Raw genomic sequence first — 14,282 nt, forward strand, 5'->3', positions numbered from 1 at the left:
CGGCGCGGATGCCGTCCGGAGCTTACCGGAACGCGTTGTGGGGTGGATGCCCTGGTCGTGAGTCCGGGCATCCGCGTCTGTGGTCCCGGGGGCAGGCGGGACCCGGTCGCCCGGTCGTGGCTTCGCGGGACACGACCGGGCGACCGAGCGCAGGGGGCAGATGCAGCAGGGGTTGACTGTTGTGGCTATCGGGAGAGGGCGGCGTTGAGGAATCCGGTCCACTCGGCGGCGGGGAAGGGGAGGTGCCCGGCGTCGGGGTGCTTGGAGTCGCGGATGGCTGCGCCGCAGGGGAGGTCGGCCACCTCCACGCAGTTCTGGCTGGCACCGCTGTGGCTGCTCTTCCGGAAGCCGGTGGGGAGGTGAGCGACCTCAACACAGTTGACGCGATCACTGCTGTAGCTGCTCTTGCGGAAGTTTGTGGGTATATGGGCAACCTCTACACAGTTGCCCCCTGTCTGCCCGCTGTAGCTGCTCTTGCGCCACAGGAGCTCGTTTGAGCCCTGAGTCATTCGTGTTCCTCCAGGATCTGCTTCAGGCGTGAACGGGACTGGTCGGGCTTGAGAGCTGCGATGCGAAGGTGCTCAAAAGCTATCTGGTGAGCTTTGATCTCCGAGGGTTGTTCCAGGTACACCGCTCCGGTGCGGTACTCAATGTAGATGGCCCCTGGATCGCTGGGGGCGGGGAACCCCAGGATGGAGAAGCTTCCCAGCATGCCCTCGTGGATTCCGCTGGGCTGGGGCAAAACCTGGACGGTAACGCGTGGGTAGGAGCTGACGGTGAGAATACGCTCGATCTGTTCCCGCATGACCTCGCGCCCTCCGACCTCACGTCGAAGCGCGGTTTCATCCAACACTGCCCAGAATCGGATGGCCTCGTTCCCAGCGAGGATGCTTTGACGAGCGAGGCGTACGTTGACGAGTTTTTCTATCTCCTCGGTGCTCTGCTCGGCGGTTGCACTACCAATCACCGCATGTGCGTAATCCTTGGTCTGTAGCAGCCCTGGGATGAGTTGGGTCTCCCAGGCGTAGATCTCAGACGCGCCCTGCTCCAGACCCAGGTACAGCGAAAACCACTTGGGCACCGCGACACCTTCGTCCTGTTTCTCCCACCATCCTCGCTTGCGCGCGTTTCGGGCGGCTTGCAGGTAGTGCTCTCGACGTTCCTGAGGAACCTGGTAGAGGTCGAAGAGGATTTCCTCCAAGTCGCGCGAACGTGGGGCGACCACCGCGGTTTCGATGTAGTGGAGCTTGCCCGCAGTGCATCGGAGCTTGGCGGCGACCTCCTTCCGGCTGAGCCCGGCCTCTTCGCGTAGGCGCTTCAATTCATGAGCGAGCCAACGCCGCCACACAGTCGGACTTGATCCCATATGCAACACCTCGTCCGTTTTGTATCGGTCCATCGACCGTGAACTGCGTCAGCCCTGCTTCTCTGGGGCTGCGGAAAACCTGGCTAGCCAGCCTTGCGAAACGCTGGCGAAGTTGCGATTGACATTCTATATTGAAAATCAATCTTGACTCTCAAGGTCTCAAGACGAAGCTACAGCGCCACCTGCCGCAGCAAGGGCACAACGTGGAAGTTCGTGTGTGCTGGCCTCTGTCTTCTGACCTGAAGGTCCGTGCCAAGGAGTGTGTTCGTCATGCCTGCAAAAACCCCGGTGGCCATGCCCGCGCCTGTGCCCGTCCCCGTGCTGGGTGAGGCCACTGTGCCGCTGTCCAGCTTCATCCAGCCAGCGCACCGCCACTACTTCACCCGTCAGCCCGAGCGGCCCAACTACCGGATGCGCCGCTACAACTTCGCGGGCACTCCGGCGGTCATGCCCCTGGTCCGGGCGTTCCTGGACACCTGTGCCGCCGCCCGCTGCGCGGACTACCGCTACCTCTTCACCCTGCTGGGCAGCGAACTCGCCAACAACGCGATCCGCCACAGCCTCTCCGGCCGTCCCGGCGGTAGCTACAGCCTCCTGGTTCACCGCCACCGCGAGGGCCTGCACCTGGCCTGCCGCGACCGGGGCGGCCTGCGCGAGCACGACGCCCGCCTGACGCCCAAGGCGAACGGTCTGAACCTGTCCGCCGAATCGGGCCGGGGCCTGGCCATGATCAACGCCTTCGCCTCTGAGTGGGGCGACAACGGCAACGCGGAGTTCCGCACGGTGTGGTTCTACCTGGCCTACGACCTCACCGGTAGCCGGTGGGACACCTCCACCGACAACTGACGGCCGCGACTGACACCAATAACCAGCCACCGAGCTTCGCGCTCTGACATGTAGATGACATGAGACGGGCCCAGGTAAGCGCGCCAACGCTTCTCCCGGGCCCTGAATCCCCGAAACCAAACACGCTCATATGCAAGGAAAGAGGATCTGATGCAGAACCCTATCCCCTCGCCCAGGCGTTCGGACGATGTTCGACCAAGCCGACCGCCCCACCCCGTCCGCCCCCCGCTCCCGCGCCGGACCCCGCTCATCGGGCCGGTCTGCCCGGTGTGCGACCACCCCTCCTGCCGGGTTCGCCGCGCCCAGCGGCTTCCGCGCCTGGGCGGCCACCGTGCGGAATTCATCCGCGAACACGCCCAGGCCGCTGCCCTCCAGGCCCGGCACCGCCACCTGATCGTCTACTTCGGCGAGGCCACCCAGTCGTTCTGGGCCATCACTTCCACCGGACTTCTGGAAGCCCCCAGCGTGGAAGCACTCCTCCTCGCCCTGTGGCCGCAGCCGCACCGCACCCTGGACGCCGACCCGCCCGCCGCCCGTCCCTGGTCACACGCGGTCGGCGGCACTCGCGTTCCCGCCATGGCCTGAGGGCTACGGCTTCCGGCCGCGACGCCCGAACACCCGGTTTCCCTGCAGCGCGGCCCTTCCGGGGAGCTTTCCCGGAAGGGCCGCCGCGTTCCCTGGCCTACGCGCTGTACTGGTACGCCGGGTAGGTCAGGTAACCCCGGTCGCCGCCCTGGTAGTAGGTGGCCTCGTCCACCGGCGCGATCGGCAGCCCGGTGCGCAGCCGTTCGACCAGGTCGGGGTTGGCGATGAACGCGCGGCCGAAGCTGACGAGGTCGGCCCCCAGCCCGAGCCAGCGGTCGGCTTCGGCCCGGTCGGTCTGCTTGGGGCCCATGGGAAGCGTCGGGTTCATGATGAGGGTGGACGGCCAGGCGCGGCGCAGCTCCAGCAGCAGTTCGTCGTCGGTGGTGGCTTCGAGGTGGACGTAGGCCACCCCGATCCGGGCCAGCTCGGCGAGCAGCGCGGTGTACAGCTCGCGCACGCCGGTCTCCTCCACCCCCCAGAACCCGCCGCCGGGGGAGAGGCGGATACCGGTGCGCTCCGCCCCCACGGCGTCGGCGGTGGCGGCGGCCGCCTCGACGGCGAACCGGATCCGGTTGGCCACCGAGCCCCCGTAGGAGTCGGTGCGCAGGTTGGCGTTGTCCGAGAGGAACTGCGAGATCAGGTAGCCGTTGGCGCCGTGCAGCTCGACCCCGTCGAACCCTGCGGCGACCGCGCGGCGGGCGGCCCGGGCGTAGGACTCGGCGTGCTCGGGCACCTCGGCCTCCTCCAGCGCACGCGGTACCGGAACGGGCTGGGGGCCGCTCGGAGTGAACACGTTGCCCACGGCCGCGACGGCCGAGGGGCCGACCGGCTGCGTTCCGGTGGTCTCGGGGTGCGAGACGCGTCCGCCGTGCATGATCTGGGCGAAGATACGGCCTCCGTTGGCGTGCACCGCGTCGGTCACCGGCCTCCAGGAGGCGACCTGCTCGTCGGTGTGCAGCCCCGGCGTTCCCGGGTTGGACTGCCCCACCAGGCTCGGCTGCACCCCCTCGGAGACGATCAGTCCGGCGGTCGCGCGCTGGGCGTAGTACGCCGCCATGGACGGCGTCGCCAGGCCGCTCCCGGCGGCGCGGACGCGGCTCATCGGCGCCATCACCACCCGGTTGGGCAGGCTCAGGTCGGCGATTCGGTAGGGCTGGAACAGGCTGGTCACGACGGGTTCTCCTCCGTGGGCGGTGTGCCCCGGGCGGGCACGTCGACTACGCTAAAACCTCACATTGATGTGAGAGGCAAGCGGTTGTGCCGCAGGTCACGAGGGAGGAAGCCGTGCGCATCGGAGAACTGGCCAGACGGACGGGTGTGAGCGTCCGGTCCCTGCGCTACTACGAGGAGCAGGGACTGCTCAGCAGCATCCGCAGCGCCAGCGGGCAGCGGCACTACACCGAGGCCGCCGTCGAGCGCGTCGCCTTCGTCCAGCGCCTCTACGCCGCCGGGCTGTCCAGCCGCACCATCGCCGAGGTGCTGCCCTGCGCCGAGGCGCCCAGCGAGAGGAACTCCGACGCGGCGATCGAGCGCATGGCCCGGGAGCGCGACCGGCTCACCGAGCACATCACCGAGCTGGTGCGCACGCGTGACGCGCTCGACAGCCTGACGGAAACGGCCCTCGCCTACCGGGAGCGGTTCCGCTCCGGCGCCCCCGTCTGACCCGTTCCGCGCGGCCGCGTCCTGGCCCAAGCCCCGAAGCCGCCACGCCCCGTCCGCTCCGCGACCAGCCCATTTCCGCGCTCCCGTGCCGCCGGGAGCCCTAGCCGAGCAACTTCTTCTTCCGTGCCCAGGCCTCGAAGCCGCCCTTGGCGAAAGGGAGCCGCATCCCCGACTCGTGAAGCGTGTCCACCAGCATCGACGCACCCGGTACCGTGCACTCACCCCGTTCGCAGGCGTCCGCGATCAGCCCCACGGTTCCCCGCACCTGGAGGCCGTGTCTGGTGGCCACCTTGCGCGCGTCCCTGTCGTCCAGGACGACCGTTCCACCGTTGATTTCGGCGTAGGCGCACAGCATGGTCTCGCCGACGTTGTGGTCATCGGTCAGTCCCATCCTGACGCTCCACGTGTTGTACGCGACGAGGAAGTCCAGGGAGTCGGTGGACACGACGGTGATCCACGGCGCCCGGACCACCTCTGCGTGGGCGTCGGCGCTGTTGCGCCGGATCTCGTCCAGGACCGACCGCGTGGTCAGGCACTGGGCACTGTTGACCAGACTGCCGAAGACGTCGAGCCGGTCGGCCTTGGCGGCATGCAGGAGCGGCGAGGCGTCGAACAACAGGGGGTCGTGGGAGGAGGGCAACCCGCTACTCCTCGGTGAGGTCTTCGAGCGTGATCTCGCCGCGCATCATCTCCACGGCCCGGTGCTTGGTGATCTCGTGCCCCCTGACCGCGGCCATCACCGCGGAGGCGTACCGGGGGGAGACCCTGATCTTGTCGAGATCGGGCAGGGGCTTCCAGCCCAGAGCGTCCTTGAACTCGACAGCAGTGGGGGTACGGGCGCGCATCCAGTTGAGGAAGTCGCGATCCACGGTGTCGGTGTGGCGTAGCTGGGCCAGAGCGAGGCTCCAGGAGACGCGGTAGGTCGCGGAGAGCCGTATCAGCTCCTGCCTGCGCTCCTCCTGCCCCTTGCGTCCCCCGACAGTTCGCATCTGGTCGTGCGGCAGGAGGAACTCGGCGGCGAAGGCCTCGATGACGGCCTCCCTCTCGTCGCGGGAGGCGTGTACCCCCAGGTCGCTGGAGAACTCGTCCCCCAACACCATGTGGCCGAGTTCGTGTGCGGCGGTGGAACGCTTGCGGCCGGGTTCCAGACGGGCGTTGACCACCGCGACCGAGATGTCGCCGTCGACGAGGGAGGCGCCGTCCGTGTCCAGGGGGAGCACCGCGACGAACTGCCCGGAACGCTCACAGGTGTCGGCGACGGACTCGATCGGCTCCCGGCCGAGACCGAGTTCCGTCCGCAGCCACAGGGCCGCCTCGCGTGCTCCCACCTTGTCCGGGACGGTGTTCGCGTAACGCAGGATCGGGCGGTTCTCCAAAAGGCCCGTGTCGACGAGCTGGCGCACGTCCCGCAGCCAAGCGGCGAGCAGGGACTCCGTCCGGTAGGCGGCCCGGGTCGTGTTCGTCTCACCGACCTCCCCGCTGTCCGCCACCGCGGAAGCCCTGCGGGAGACGAGTTCGGGAGAGGGGGTGAGGAAGTGGCTGACGGGGTAGTCCAACTCCCTGGCGATCAGGGTCAACTCCATCGCGTCGATGCGACGGTCACCCGTTTCCAGCTTGGAGATCATGCTGCGTTCCAGGCCGATCCGATCGGCGAGTTCCTGTTGGGAAAGCTTCACTGAGGCGCGGCTCTCCCGCACCCGTTCACCGATTGCCGCCCAACTCAGCGCCTCCGTCATGTGTGCGATCATCGCACATCACCTTTCGGCGGGACAGTACTTCCCACTCACGCTTTGCTAACTCCTTAGATGGCTTTTCGGGAACCCCTTCTGCCCCGCTGTGTGCGTCCCGATTCGCGAAACTCGTCCGCTTTCGAACGTGCCACCTGGGCCCGTCCTTCGGTCGTCCGCCCTGAAGCCGCTGTTTGGCCGCACGTTCCCGGGTCCTGGCGGGCGCGTCACGGGTGGGACGTGTGGGTCGGGGAGTCGCGCGCGTCAGGGGAAGAGGACGCCGTCGAGCATGGCGACGAGTTCCTCGGCCGCCGCGAGCGGGTCGTAGTCGGGGTGGTCCAGGTGCTCAGCCACGATCGCGTCGATGCCGCCGCCGACGATCAGCGCCGTGGTGCGCAGGTCCGGGCCCTCCGACTGGCTCTCCGTGTGCGGGCCCTCCGTGTCCGGATCCGTCCCGCGCGCCCGCCGGGCGGCCGCCATCAGGTCCGCCAGGGGGCGCCAGCGCTGGCTGGAGCGGCGGTCCTCGTCGCTCACCCCCGCGATGACCACCCGGGTGTGCCCGGGGTGGTCGCGCAGGTAACCGACCAGCGAGCGGACGTAGGCGGCGGGGGCCCGCTCGGCGTCGACGCCCTCCACGGCCCGGCCCACGTGCTCGACCAGGCCGTTGAGCGCGCTCTCGTGCGCCGCGCGCACCAGGGCGTCCTTGGAGCGGAAGTGGTACAGCACGGCCGCCTTGGTGATGCCCGCGGCCTCGGCGACGCGGGCCAGTGAGGTTCCCGCGTTCCCGTGCTCGGCGATGATCCGGACCGTCACGTCGATGAGCTGGGCGCGTCGCGCCTGCTCGGTCAGGGTGGGTTTGCGGCGCTCCTGCCCCCGGGTCTGCCCTTCTGTCTGCTCATGCTTCTGTTCGCGCCCCTGCGGTCGGGGGTTCTCTCTTGTCATGACTCCAGAACTTACCGTATGGTCAGATTACTTACCAAGCGGTTAGGGGATGTGATGGAGAAGAAGAAGCGCAACCGGTGGACGCTCGTGGCGTGCGCCGTGGTCGTCGCGGTGCTCCTCGCCGCAGTCGCCCTGCGCACGCCCTCCCCGGTGGGGCACTGGCGCTCGGCCGGTGGCCGGGAGGCCTTCATGCGCACCTACGAGGCGGCGATGGCCGACCTGCCCCGGCCCGACGCCGAGATCGACGTGCGCACCGACTACGGCGTCGTGCGGATGTACCGCTTCGAGGGCGCGGGGGAGCGGGAGCGTCCGCTGGTCCTGCTGCCCGGCCGGGCGGCGCCCTCCCCGGTCTGGGCGGACAACCTGCCCTCCCTGCTGGAGGTCGGGGACGTCTACACGGTCGACCTGCTGGGCGAACCCGGCATGAGCGTGCAGGACCGGCCGATCGAGAACGACGCCGACCAGGCGGCGTGGCTGCACCAGGCCCTCGACGGCCTGCCCGAGGAGGAGTTCCACCTGGTGGGGCTGTCGATCGGCGGCTGGACGGCCACCAACCTGGCCGTCCGCGAACCCGCCCTCCTGGCCTCGGTGACGCTGGTGGACCCGGTGTTCGTCTTCGACGACATGCCCCTGGAAGTGGTCCTGCGCTCCCTGCCGGCCACGCTGCCCTGGCTGCCGCGCTCCTGGCGCGACGGGTTCAACTCCTGGACCGCGGGCGGGGCGCCGGTGGAGGACGTGCCGGTCGCCCGGATGATCGAGTCCGCCATGCAGAACTACGCGCTCAAGCTGCCCCAGCCCGGCCGGATCAGCGAGGAGGCCCTCGCGGACCTGGACGTGCCCGTGCTGGCGTTCGTCGCCGGACGGTCGGTGATGCACGACCCCGACACCGCCGAGGCCACCGCCGAGCGGGCCCTGCCGCACGGCAGGGTCGAGGTCTACCCGGAGGCCTCGCACGCGATCAACGGCGAGTACCCCGAGGAGACGGCCGCCGACGTCGCCGCCTTCCTGGACACGGTGGACCGGTCCTGAGGCCACCCGGACACCGTGCCGTATATCGGTGATCTTGCTACCAGCGTCACTTTGGACGGCGAACGTGACGCTGGTAGCAAGATCGTCACGTCCGTGGGGTGCGTGCCCCGGCCTGGGCGATGGTTGCCAGTATGTACTCGGGGCGTTGGAGGTCCCGCCAGGTGAACCGGACGACCCGGGCCTGCGGGTGCCATGTCTGCAGGGCGTTCTGCCGTTCGCGGTCCCTGGCCAGCACGTGGGGCTGGCTGTGCGGACCGATACCGTCCGCCTCACCGATGAGCCCGAACTCCTCCCACCAGAAGTCGACCACACCGATGAGCCTTCCGGTGCCGTCGTGGAAGCGGCGCTGCAAGTCGGTGGGCGGCAGACCGCCGTCGGTGCACACCAGGCGCACGCGGGTCTCCAACGGGCTCGCCGAACGACCGTCTGCCAGGGGCCACCAGCTGCGTACCCGCACGCACCCCCTGCGTCCGCGGTTGGCGAGTTCCAGGTGTTCGACCTCCTCGTCGCGGACCAGGCCCTGGTTGAGCACCGAGTCCATGAGGCACACGGCGGTCTCCCGGTCCGCCTGTAGGAGTGTGTCCCGCAGGGTCCTGCCCGGGGTGGTCAGACGGATGCCGTGGCTGATGGTGCCGACCTCCTCGGGGAGGGTGTCCCAGCTGTGCAGGGTGATGCCGTGGACGTGCCTCTGGGCGCCGAGTGCCGGTATGACCATGTGGACCGAGAACCCGTCCCATTCGGGCAGGCCCTGCATCCCCCACAGGAGCGCGGCGGTCTCGCCAGCGGCGAAGGACCGGGGACCGAGCGCCAGCTGGGCGGCCATCGCCGCTGTTCGGAGGCGCCGGGCGGGGTCGGCGAGGCCGAGCAGGGCGCGCACGGAGTACACCCTGGGATAGGGGTGCTCCCAGGTTCCGTTTCGCAGTAGCCTGCGCACGTCGCTCTTGGTGAGTCCGGCGTGGCGGGCCTGGTTCCAGCTGAGGAGGCCGTACTGCCGTGAGGCCGTCGCCAGCGCGGCGGCGGTGGGGTGGGAGCCGGTGGCGGCTGGGGTGGGGTGGTATGCGGTAGTGGCTGAGACGGCGTCAGTGTGGGGGCGCGCAACAGAGGTGTCCATGTCCCAACCGTGCGGTAGAGCCGTCCTTGACGTCTGCGGTTCTTCGTGACCTGTGGACAACACACGCCTTATGAGCGGTGATCTTGCTACCAGCGTCACGTTCGCCGCCCAAAGTGACGCTGGTAGCAAGATCACGGCGGGGAGACGTTGCGCGGGTGAGGGGGCCGACCGGTCCTGAGGCGAGCGGCGCGCTTGCCCCGGGCCGGTCGCGGGCACCACACGGACATGCCCGAACGCACCGAGGACGGACGCTACGTGGTGGTCTCCGGCCGCCGCTGGCGCGCGAGCGACCCGCGGTTGCCGGAGCCGGTACGTGATCGCCTGGTGAAACACCTGATGTCCGCGCGCAGGGACGTGGCCGCTGCGCTGCGCGCCGGGGACCCGGACGCCGAGGGGCGTGCGCGCGCACGCGTGGGCCTGGCCAAGGAGGGCCTGGGCGAGCGCGGCACGCCCTGGTGGGAGCTGCCGGAGGCCGATCGCCGCCACCGCTGGGAGGAAGCGCTGCGCAGCCTCGACCCCTGAGGGACCGCGGCCGGGCCGTGCCTTCCCTTCCGCCTCCCGGACTTCGCCTTCGCACCAGGGAAGGGCGAGGGGGCGCGTGTAGTCTGAAAACCGAACGGGGATGGTGTTCCGTTCGGAGAGAGGGTCCGGCCCGCCGGGCCGGGGTGCGCCGACGCGCGTTCCGACCATGCGAGACCCGGGCCAACCCGCTCCCGGTACGGGCCGGGGACCCGTGCCCTCTTCCGTGCACCCGTGGCGCGCCCACCGCGCGCACGTCTCTTCGTCCGGAGCGGCCCGAGCACGACCCGTCCGCCCCGGGGATGGTGGAGCACTCCACTCATGGCTCCTTGCACGCTTCGTCCGCCCTCCGCCGCCGACACCCCCGCCCCGGTTCCCGTCGTCGTCGACCCGACCGGTGTGACCTTCTTCGGGTCGGCGGGTATATCCCTCATGGTCGGGGCCCGTGTCCGGGCCCGAACGCCGGGCGTGGACCCGCGGCTGGCGTCCCCACTGGTCCAGGCCCGAAGGCTCCTGGAACCCGTCGGGACGCGGGACCTCCCGCCGGTGCACGCGACAACGGAGGAGGCCCTGGTTGACGACCGAAGGTGACCAGACGGATTCCGCCAACGCCACGCGAACGCGACAGCGGAGGGGAAGCGACTTCGCCGTCCTCTCCCGGACCGTCGACGAGTCCGGACTGTTGAGAAGGAGACCGGGCCACTACACGTTACGGATCACTCTCACACTCTCACTGCTCGCCGCGACCTGGACGGCCTTCGCGCTGATCGGGCCCTCCTGGTGGCAGATGGTGACGGCCGCGGTGCTCGCGGTGCTCTTCACCCAGACGGCCTTCATCGGGCACGACGCCGGGCACCAGCAGATCTCCGCCAGCCAGCGGGTCAACCGCCTGATCGGGCGGATACACGGAAACCTGCTGGTGGGACTGGGGTTCGGCTGGTGGGTCGGCAAGCACGACCGCCACCACGCACACCCCAACCACGAGGGAAGGGACCCCGACATCGCCGGGGCCGCCCTGGCCTTCAGCCGGGAGCAGGCCCTGTCGCGCCGACGGGGCCCGGCCCGGTGGCTGGCCCGCAGCCAGGCGTGGCTGTTCTTCCCGATGCTGCTCCTGGAGGCCTTCCACCTGCACGTCGCCTCGGTGCGCGAGCTGGCCAGGGACACGCTGCCGGTGCGGTCCCGCGTCCTGGAGGGCGTGCTGTTGGCGCTCCACCTGGGCGGCTACCTCACGATCGTCCTGCTCACGCTCACCCCGCTCCAGGCGCTGTGCTTCGTCCTGGTGCACCAGGGTCTGTTCGGCCTGTACATGGGGTGCTCCTTCGCGCCCAACCACAAGGGCATGCCCGTCCTCGAGGAGGGGACCAAGACGGGCTTCCTGCGCCGCCAGGTCCTGACCTCCCGCAACATCCGGGGCGGGCCGCTGACCGACCTGGTCCTGGGCGGGCTGAACTACCAGATCGAGCACCACCTGTTCCCGTCGATGCCCAGGCCCAACCTGCGCCGCGCGCAGCCGCTGGTCCGGGCCGCGTGCGAGCGGTACGGGCTGGCCTATCACGAGACGGGCCTGCTGCACTCCTACGCCGAGGTGCTGCGGCACCTGCACAGGGTGGGCGGGCCGCTGCGCCCGGAGCTGGAGTACTGAACACCTTTCCCGCAGGGCTTCGCGCCGGGCGGTGACCCGGCACGCGTGCGGGCCCGCATGTCCGCGCACGTCCCGTGGGAAGCTCGGTGCCCTCCCGGGCACGCGAAGGCCCCGGCCAGCGGACTTCCCCGCTGGTCGGGGCCTCCTGTTTGTGCGGATGCGGGTGCGGGTCCGGGGACCGAACCGGGGCGGGCGCCTCGGTCGCGTCAGCGCACCCGGCCCGCGGTGCCGCTTCCGGCGCGGGCGCCGGTCACGGCGTGACCCGCTGGCCCCCGAAGGTCACGACCAGGGTGCCGTCGGAGGCGTAGGACCAGTCCAGGCCGCCGTCGTAGGAGGAGCACCGCGACCCGTTCGAGCCGGACCAGAACTGGTTCGAGCTGTCGGCGCTGCCGATGATCCGGTCGTTGGACCCGCTGTCACACGAGGTGTTGTTCCGGAACACCGAGGAACCGTCGTCGAAGTTGAAGTTGCGCTCCTCGTTGCCGATGCTGACGTTGTCCGACACCGTCATCGAGCCGGGGTTGCTGTTGTAGGTGAACCCGTGCTTGCCGTTGTCGTAGGCGATGCTGCCCGTGATGACGTGGTCGACGCCGATGTCCTCGCCGCCGAGCTTGAAGCCGTTGCGGTCGCCGTCCCCGGCCTGGGAACCGTCGCTGAGGGTGCCGTTCTCGTAGGCCAGCGAGTCCTCGATGGTCACGGCGCCGATGGGGCCGGTCTCGCTCTTGGTGTAGAGGTCCCAGCCGTCGTCGATGTTGTTGTGGGCCACGGCGTAGCGGAACACGTTGCCGGGACCGGAGGTGAGCTTGGCGGCGAAGCCGTCGGCGTCCTCGCCGTCGGAGTCGACGTTGTCGTGCGACTCCGCGCTCAGGATGAGGTTGTGGGCGGGCCACTCGCTCTCGGGGGTGCTGGAGACGCGGCGCGAGAGCTGGAGGCCGGTGTCGCGGTTGAAGCGGGTCACCGTGCCCTCGATGACGTTGTGGCTGCCGCTGACGAAGATGCCGTTGTCCCCGGCGTGCTCGACGACGATGCCCTCGATGTGCCAGTAGGACGCCTCCAGCGCCAGGCCGCGGTTGGTGGAGTCCTCGCTCTGGGCGGAGAAGTTCAGCACCGGGGTCTCACCCGGGTAGGCGGACAGCTCCGTGCGGTCGCCCGCGGTGCCGTCGCTGCCCTGCGGGATGGTGACCGTGTCCGGGAGCCCGTAGGTGCCGCCGCGCATGTGGATCGTCCCGCCGGACTCGATCCGGTCGATGGCCGAGGTGAGCGTGGTGGGGTCGGACTCGGTGCCGTCCGCGCCCGCGCTGCCGTCCGGAGCCACGTACAGGGCGGAGGCCGTCGGCGGGTTGTCGTCGCCGCCTCCGTCGTCGCCACCGCCGTCGTCACCGCCGCCGTCATCGCCTCCGCCGTCGTCACCACCGCCGCTCACCTCCACGTCGAGGTAGTCGACGTTGGGCATGCCCTGGGAGCCGGTCGGGTCGAACCGGATCGTGTTCCCGCCCTCGTCCAGCTGCACGGTGAGCGTCTTGGTCGCCCACTCGTCCCAGTCGCCGGTGCCCTCGAAGGAGACCGACGCCGCCCGGGAGCCGTTCACGAGGACGTCGGCGGGGCGGGCGGAGGAGGTGCCGTTGGCGAAGTGCACGGTCAGCGTGGCCGTTCCCGGGGCGGAGGCGTTCACGTTGAACTGCACGTGGGCGCCCTCCTCGTTCTCGGTGTCGCAGAACCCGTCGCCGGAGTAGCCCGGCCACTCGGTCTCGATGCTGCCGTTGCAGGAGGCCGAGGAGCCCTCGGCCTCGTAGCGGGTGGTGGCGGCGTGCGCCGTGGTGCCGGAAAGCGTGACGAGCGTGCCTGCCAGCAAGGCGGCGCACGCGAGGGCGGGTCTCGTTTTCATCGTTCGTCTCCAGGGGGGTTGGTGCGTCTGACCATCGGGACGGTGAACGGAAGGGGACGGTGGTCCCGGGGGGCGGGGACCGGGGATCGGCTGGGGGACGGGGACTCGGTGGATGCGGGCCGGTGCGGAGCGGCCGGTCGTGCGGCGGCGGTGCCGCGGGAGACAGCCGTGCTGACGCAACGGCGGAACTCACAGTACGGAAAGCGCTTTCAACGGAGAAGTTAAGTGTTCGTTCCCAACACGTCAACGGTCTTGTCCTCTATGCGGGTTCGTGTTAAGGGAGCGGAGTTCTTCCTGGTCGGGGCAGTGCTCGTTTTTTCGGAACTGCTCTGCCCCGAGCTTCGTCACGCTCGGGTGCGGCGGCGGTGCTGTGCGTTCGGGGTGCGAGGGTTTCCGTTTGTGAGCCCAGTGGGAAATGAGGTGCGCAAGTGAAGAAGGGTATTTCGGTTGTGTTCGGGCGGCGCGCTTTGTGAGAGTGCCGACCTGGTCTGACGGCACGGTCGGAGATGCGGAACCAGGTGGTACGGAAAGCCCTTACCAAGCAACCGGTGAACGCTGGCGCCATGCGGCGCCAGGAGGCGGACAGGGCCTCCGGGGTGTCCGGTGCCTCCAGGGCGTCGAGGGCGCTCGGGCCTCCGGGGCGCTCAGCGTCCCCTTCCGGGTCTCTGGGGCCTTCTGGGTCTCCGGGATCTCCGAGAGGCCCCGGACCTTCGGGGCGCCCGGGGCCCCTGAGCCCTCTGAGGTGTGCGGACCCGCGAGATGCTCCGGGTCTTCGGAACCTAGGGTCTGTTTTTTGAACCGGCCTCAGCTTGTGGGGGGGTTGGTTCGGGCGCCCACGGGGTTCTGGAGGTGGTGGAGGCGGGTTTCCGTGGGAGAACCGCGCCGTAGGCGTCCGTTGAGGGTGGTGGCGGGCGACGGGTGGGCACGAGCGAACCCGCCGGAGACACCGAAGGTTCCCGTGCTTCGGG

15 protein-coding genes are annotated in these 14,282 nt (G+C 69.6%); 7 read left to right on the plus strand and 8 right to left on the minus strand.

All coding sequences use genetic code 11. The annotated features are described in order from the left end of the window. Positions 1-185: 185 nt before the first annotated feature. A complete protein-coding gene (locus FYW99_RS21175) occupies positions 186-509 on the minus strand; it encodes a DUF397 domain-containing protein (protein ID WP_150253768.1) in 324 nt (107 codons plus the stop codon). Next, positions 506-1,399, minus strand: coding sequence for a helix-turn-helix domain-containing protein (locus FYW99_RS21180; RefSeq protein WP_223839335.1), 894 nt, complete (start codon positions 1,397-1,399; stop codon positions 506-508). Before FYW99_RS21180 ends, FYW99_RS21175 begins: the two co-directional genes overlap by 4 nt. A gap of 237 nt (positions 1,400-1,636) precedes the next feature. Between FYW99_RS21180 and FYW99_RS21185 the strand changes: the two genes are divergently transcribed. Together FYW99_RS21185 and FYW99_RS21190 are read left to right on the plus strand one after the other, a co-directional pair. Further along, positions 1,637-2,212, plus strand: coding sequence for an ATP-binding protein (locus tag FYW99_RS21185; protein WP_223839337.1), 576 nt, complete (start codon positions 1,637-1,639; stop codon positions 2,210-2,212). A gap of 150 nt (positions 2,213-2,362) precedes the next feature. Next, positions 2,363-2,797 (plus strand): hypothetical protein, encoded by a 435-nt coding sequence (locus tag FYW99_RS21190; RefSeq protein ID WP_150253769.1) that lies wholly within the window; start codon positions 2,363-2,365, stop codon positions 2,795-2,797. Between the two features lie 97 nt (positions 2,798-2,894). On the opposite strand, the gene FYW99_RS21195 is transcribed toward FYW99_RS21190, so the two are convergent. After that, a complete protein-coding gene (locus FYW99_RS21195; protein ID WP_150253770.1) occupies positions 2,895-3,968 on the minus strand; it encodes an alkene reductase in 1,074 nt (357 codons plus the stop codon). A gap of 113 nt (positions 3,969-4,081) precedes the next feature. On the opposite strand from FYW99_RS21195, the gene FYW99_RS21200 reads away from it, so the two are divergent. Continuing rightward, positions 4,082-4,459, plus strand: coding sequence for a MerR family transcriptional regulator (locus FYW99_RS21200; protein ID WP_150253771.1), 378 nt, complete (start codon positions 4,082-4,084; stop codon positions 4,457-4,459). A gap of 100 nt (positions 4,460-4,559) precedes the next feature. Here FYW99_RS21200 and FYW99_RS21205 read toward each other — a convergent pair whose 3' ends face one another. The 3 genes from FYW99_RS21205 to FYW99_RS21215 all read right to left on the minus strand — a co-directional run bounded on the left by FYW99_RS21205 (position 4,560) and on the right by FYW99_RS21215 (position 7,128). Further along, the gene (locus FYW99_RS21205) at positions 4,560-5,099 is read right to left on the minus strand and encodes a hypothetical protein (RefSeq protein WP_150253772.1); all 540 of its coding nucleotides are present in this window, start codon (positions 5,097-5,099) and stop codon (positions 4,560-4,562) included. 4 nt (positions 5,100-5,103) lie between these two features. Next, entirely contained in the window at positions 5,104-6,207 is a 1,104-nt protein-coding gene (locus FYW99_RS21210; protein WP_150253773.1) for a helix-turn-helix domain-containing protein, read from the minus strand. Positions 6,208-6,450: 243 nt separating this feature from the next. Next, a complete protein-coding gene (locus tag FYW99_RS21215; RefSeq protein ID WP_223839339.1) occupies positions 6,451-7,128 on the minus strand; it encodes a TetR/AcrR family transcriptional regulator in 678 nt (225 codons plus the stop codon). Between the two features lie 54 nt (positions 7,129-7,182). Between FYW99_RS21215 and FYW99_RS21220 the strand changes: the two genes are divergently transcribed. Further along, positions 7,183-8,157, plus strand: coding sequence for an alpha/beta fold hydrolase (locus FYW99_RS21220; protein WP_150253774.1), 975 nt, complete (start codon positions 7,183-7,185; stop codon positions 8,155-8,157). An 85-nt stretch (positions 8,158-8,242) separates the two neighbouring features. Here the strand turns inward: FYW99_RS21220 and FYW99_RS21225 are convergent, their stop codons facing one another. Beyond that, positions 8,243-9,268, minus strand: a complete 1,026-nt coding sequence (locus FYW99_RS21225; protein ID WP_223839341.1) for an endonuclease domain-containing protein — start codon at positions 9,266-9,268, stop codon at positions 8,243-8,245. Between the two features lie 225 nt (positions 9,269-9,493). On the opposite strand from FYW99_RS21225, the gene FYW99_RS21230 reads away from it, so the two are divergent. The 3 genes from FYW99_RS21230 to FYW99_RS21235 all read left to right on the plus strand — a co-directional run bounded on the left by FYW99_RS21230 (position 9,494) and on the right by FYW99_RS21235 (position 11,429). After that, positions 9,494-9,790 (plus strand): hypothetical protein, encoded by a 297-nt coding sequence (locus tag FYW99_RS21230; protein WP_150253775.1) that lies wholly within the window; start codon positions 9,494-9,496, stop codon positions 9,788-9,790. 318 nt (positions 9,791-10,108) lie between these two features. Continuing rightward, positions 10,109-10,378, plus strand: a complete 270-nt coding sequence (locus FYW99_RS33095; protein ID WP_394350370.1) for an STAS domain-containing protein — start codon at positions 10,109-10,111, stop codon at positions 10,376-10,378. After that, positions 10,362-11,429, plus strand: coding sequence for a fatty acid desaturase family protein (locus FYW99_RS21235; protein WP_150253776.1), 1,068 nt, complete (start codon positions 10,362-10,364; stop codon positions 11,427-11,429). The genes FYW99_RS33095 and FYW99_RS21235 overlap by 17 nt, the downstream gene beginning before the upstream one ends. Positions 11,430-11,679: 250 nt before the next feature. Here FYW99_RS21235 and FYW99_RS21240 read toward each other — a convergent pair whose 3' ends face one another. Continuing rightward, positions 11,680-13,314: a CBM35 domain-containing protein gene (locus FYW99_RS21240; RefSeq protein WP_150253777.1), complete on the minus strand. Its 1,635-nt coding sequence runs from the start codon at positions 13,312-13,314 to the stop codon at positions 11,680-11,682. Positions 13,315-14,282 lie beyond the last annotated feature (968 nt).

The sequence above is a fragment of the Nocardiopsis deserti genome, from assembly GCF_008638355.1.
Taxonomy (GTDB): Bacteria; Actinomycetota; Actinomycetes; order Streptosporangiales; family Streptosporangiaceae; genus Nocardiopsis; species Nocardiopsis alborubida.

Bases quoted from the DNA above. Each gene is read 5' to 3' on its own strand.
- FYW99_RS21175 (WP_150253768.1), bottom strand. From the start codon at position 509: ATGACTCAGGGCTCAAACGAGCTCCTGTGGCGCAAGAGCAGCTACAGC.
- FYW99_RS21220 (WP_150253774.1), top strand. From the start codon at position 7,183: ATGGAGAAGAAGAAGCGCAACCGGTGGACGCTCGTGGCGTGCGCCGTG.
- FYW99_RS21180 (WP_223839335.1), bottom strand. From the start codon at position 1,399: ATGGACCGATACAAAACGGACGAGGTGTTGCATATGGGATCAAGTCCG.
- FYW99_RS33095 (WP_394350370.1), top strand. From the start codon at position 10,109: ATGGCTCCTTGCACGCTTCGTCCGCCCTCCGCCGCCGACACCCCCGCC.
- FYW99_RS21230 (WP_150253775.1), top strand. From the start codon at position 9,494: ATGCCCGAACGCACCGAGGACGGACGCTACGTGGTGGTCTCCGGCCGC.
- FYW99_RS21210 (WP_150253773.1), bottom strand. From the start codon at position 6,207: ATGATCGCACACATGACGGAGGCGCTGAGTTGGGCGGCAATCGGTGAA.
- FYW99_RS21215 (WP_223839339.1), bottom strand. From the start codon at position 7,128: ATGACAAGAGAGAACCCCCGACCGCAGGGGCGCGAACAGAAGCATGAG.
- FYW99_RS21185 (WP_223839337.1), top strand. From the start codon at position 1,637: ATGCCTGCAAAAACCCCGGTGGCCATGCCCGCGCCTGTGCCCGTCCCC.
- FYW99_RS21190 (WP_150253769.1), top strand. From the start codon at position 2,363: ATGCAGAACCCTATCCCCTCGCCCAGGCGTTCGGACGATGTTCGACCA.
- FYW99_RS21225 (WP_223839341.1), bottom strand. From the start codon at position 9,268: ATGGACACCTCTGTTGCGCGCCCCCACACTGACGCCGTCTCAGCCACT.
- FYW99_RS21240 (WP_150253777.1), bottom strand. From the start codon at position 13,314: ATGAAAACGAGACCCGCCCTCGCGTGCGCCGCCTTGCTGGCAGGCACG.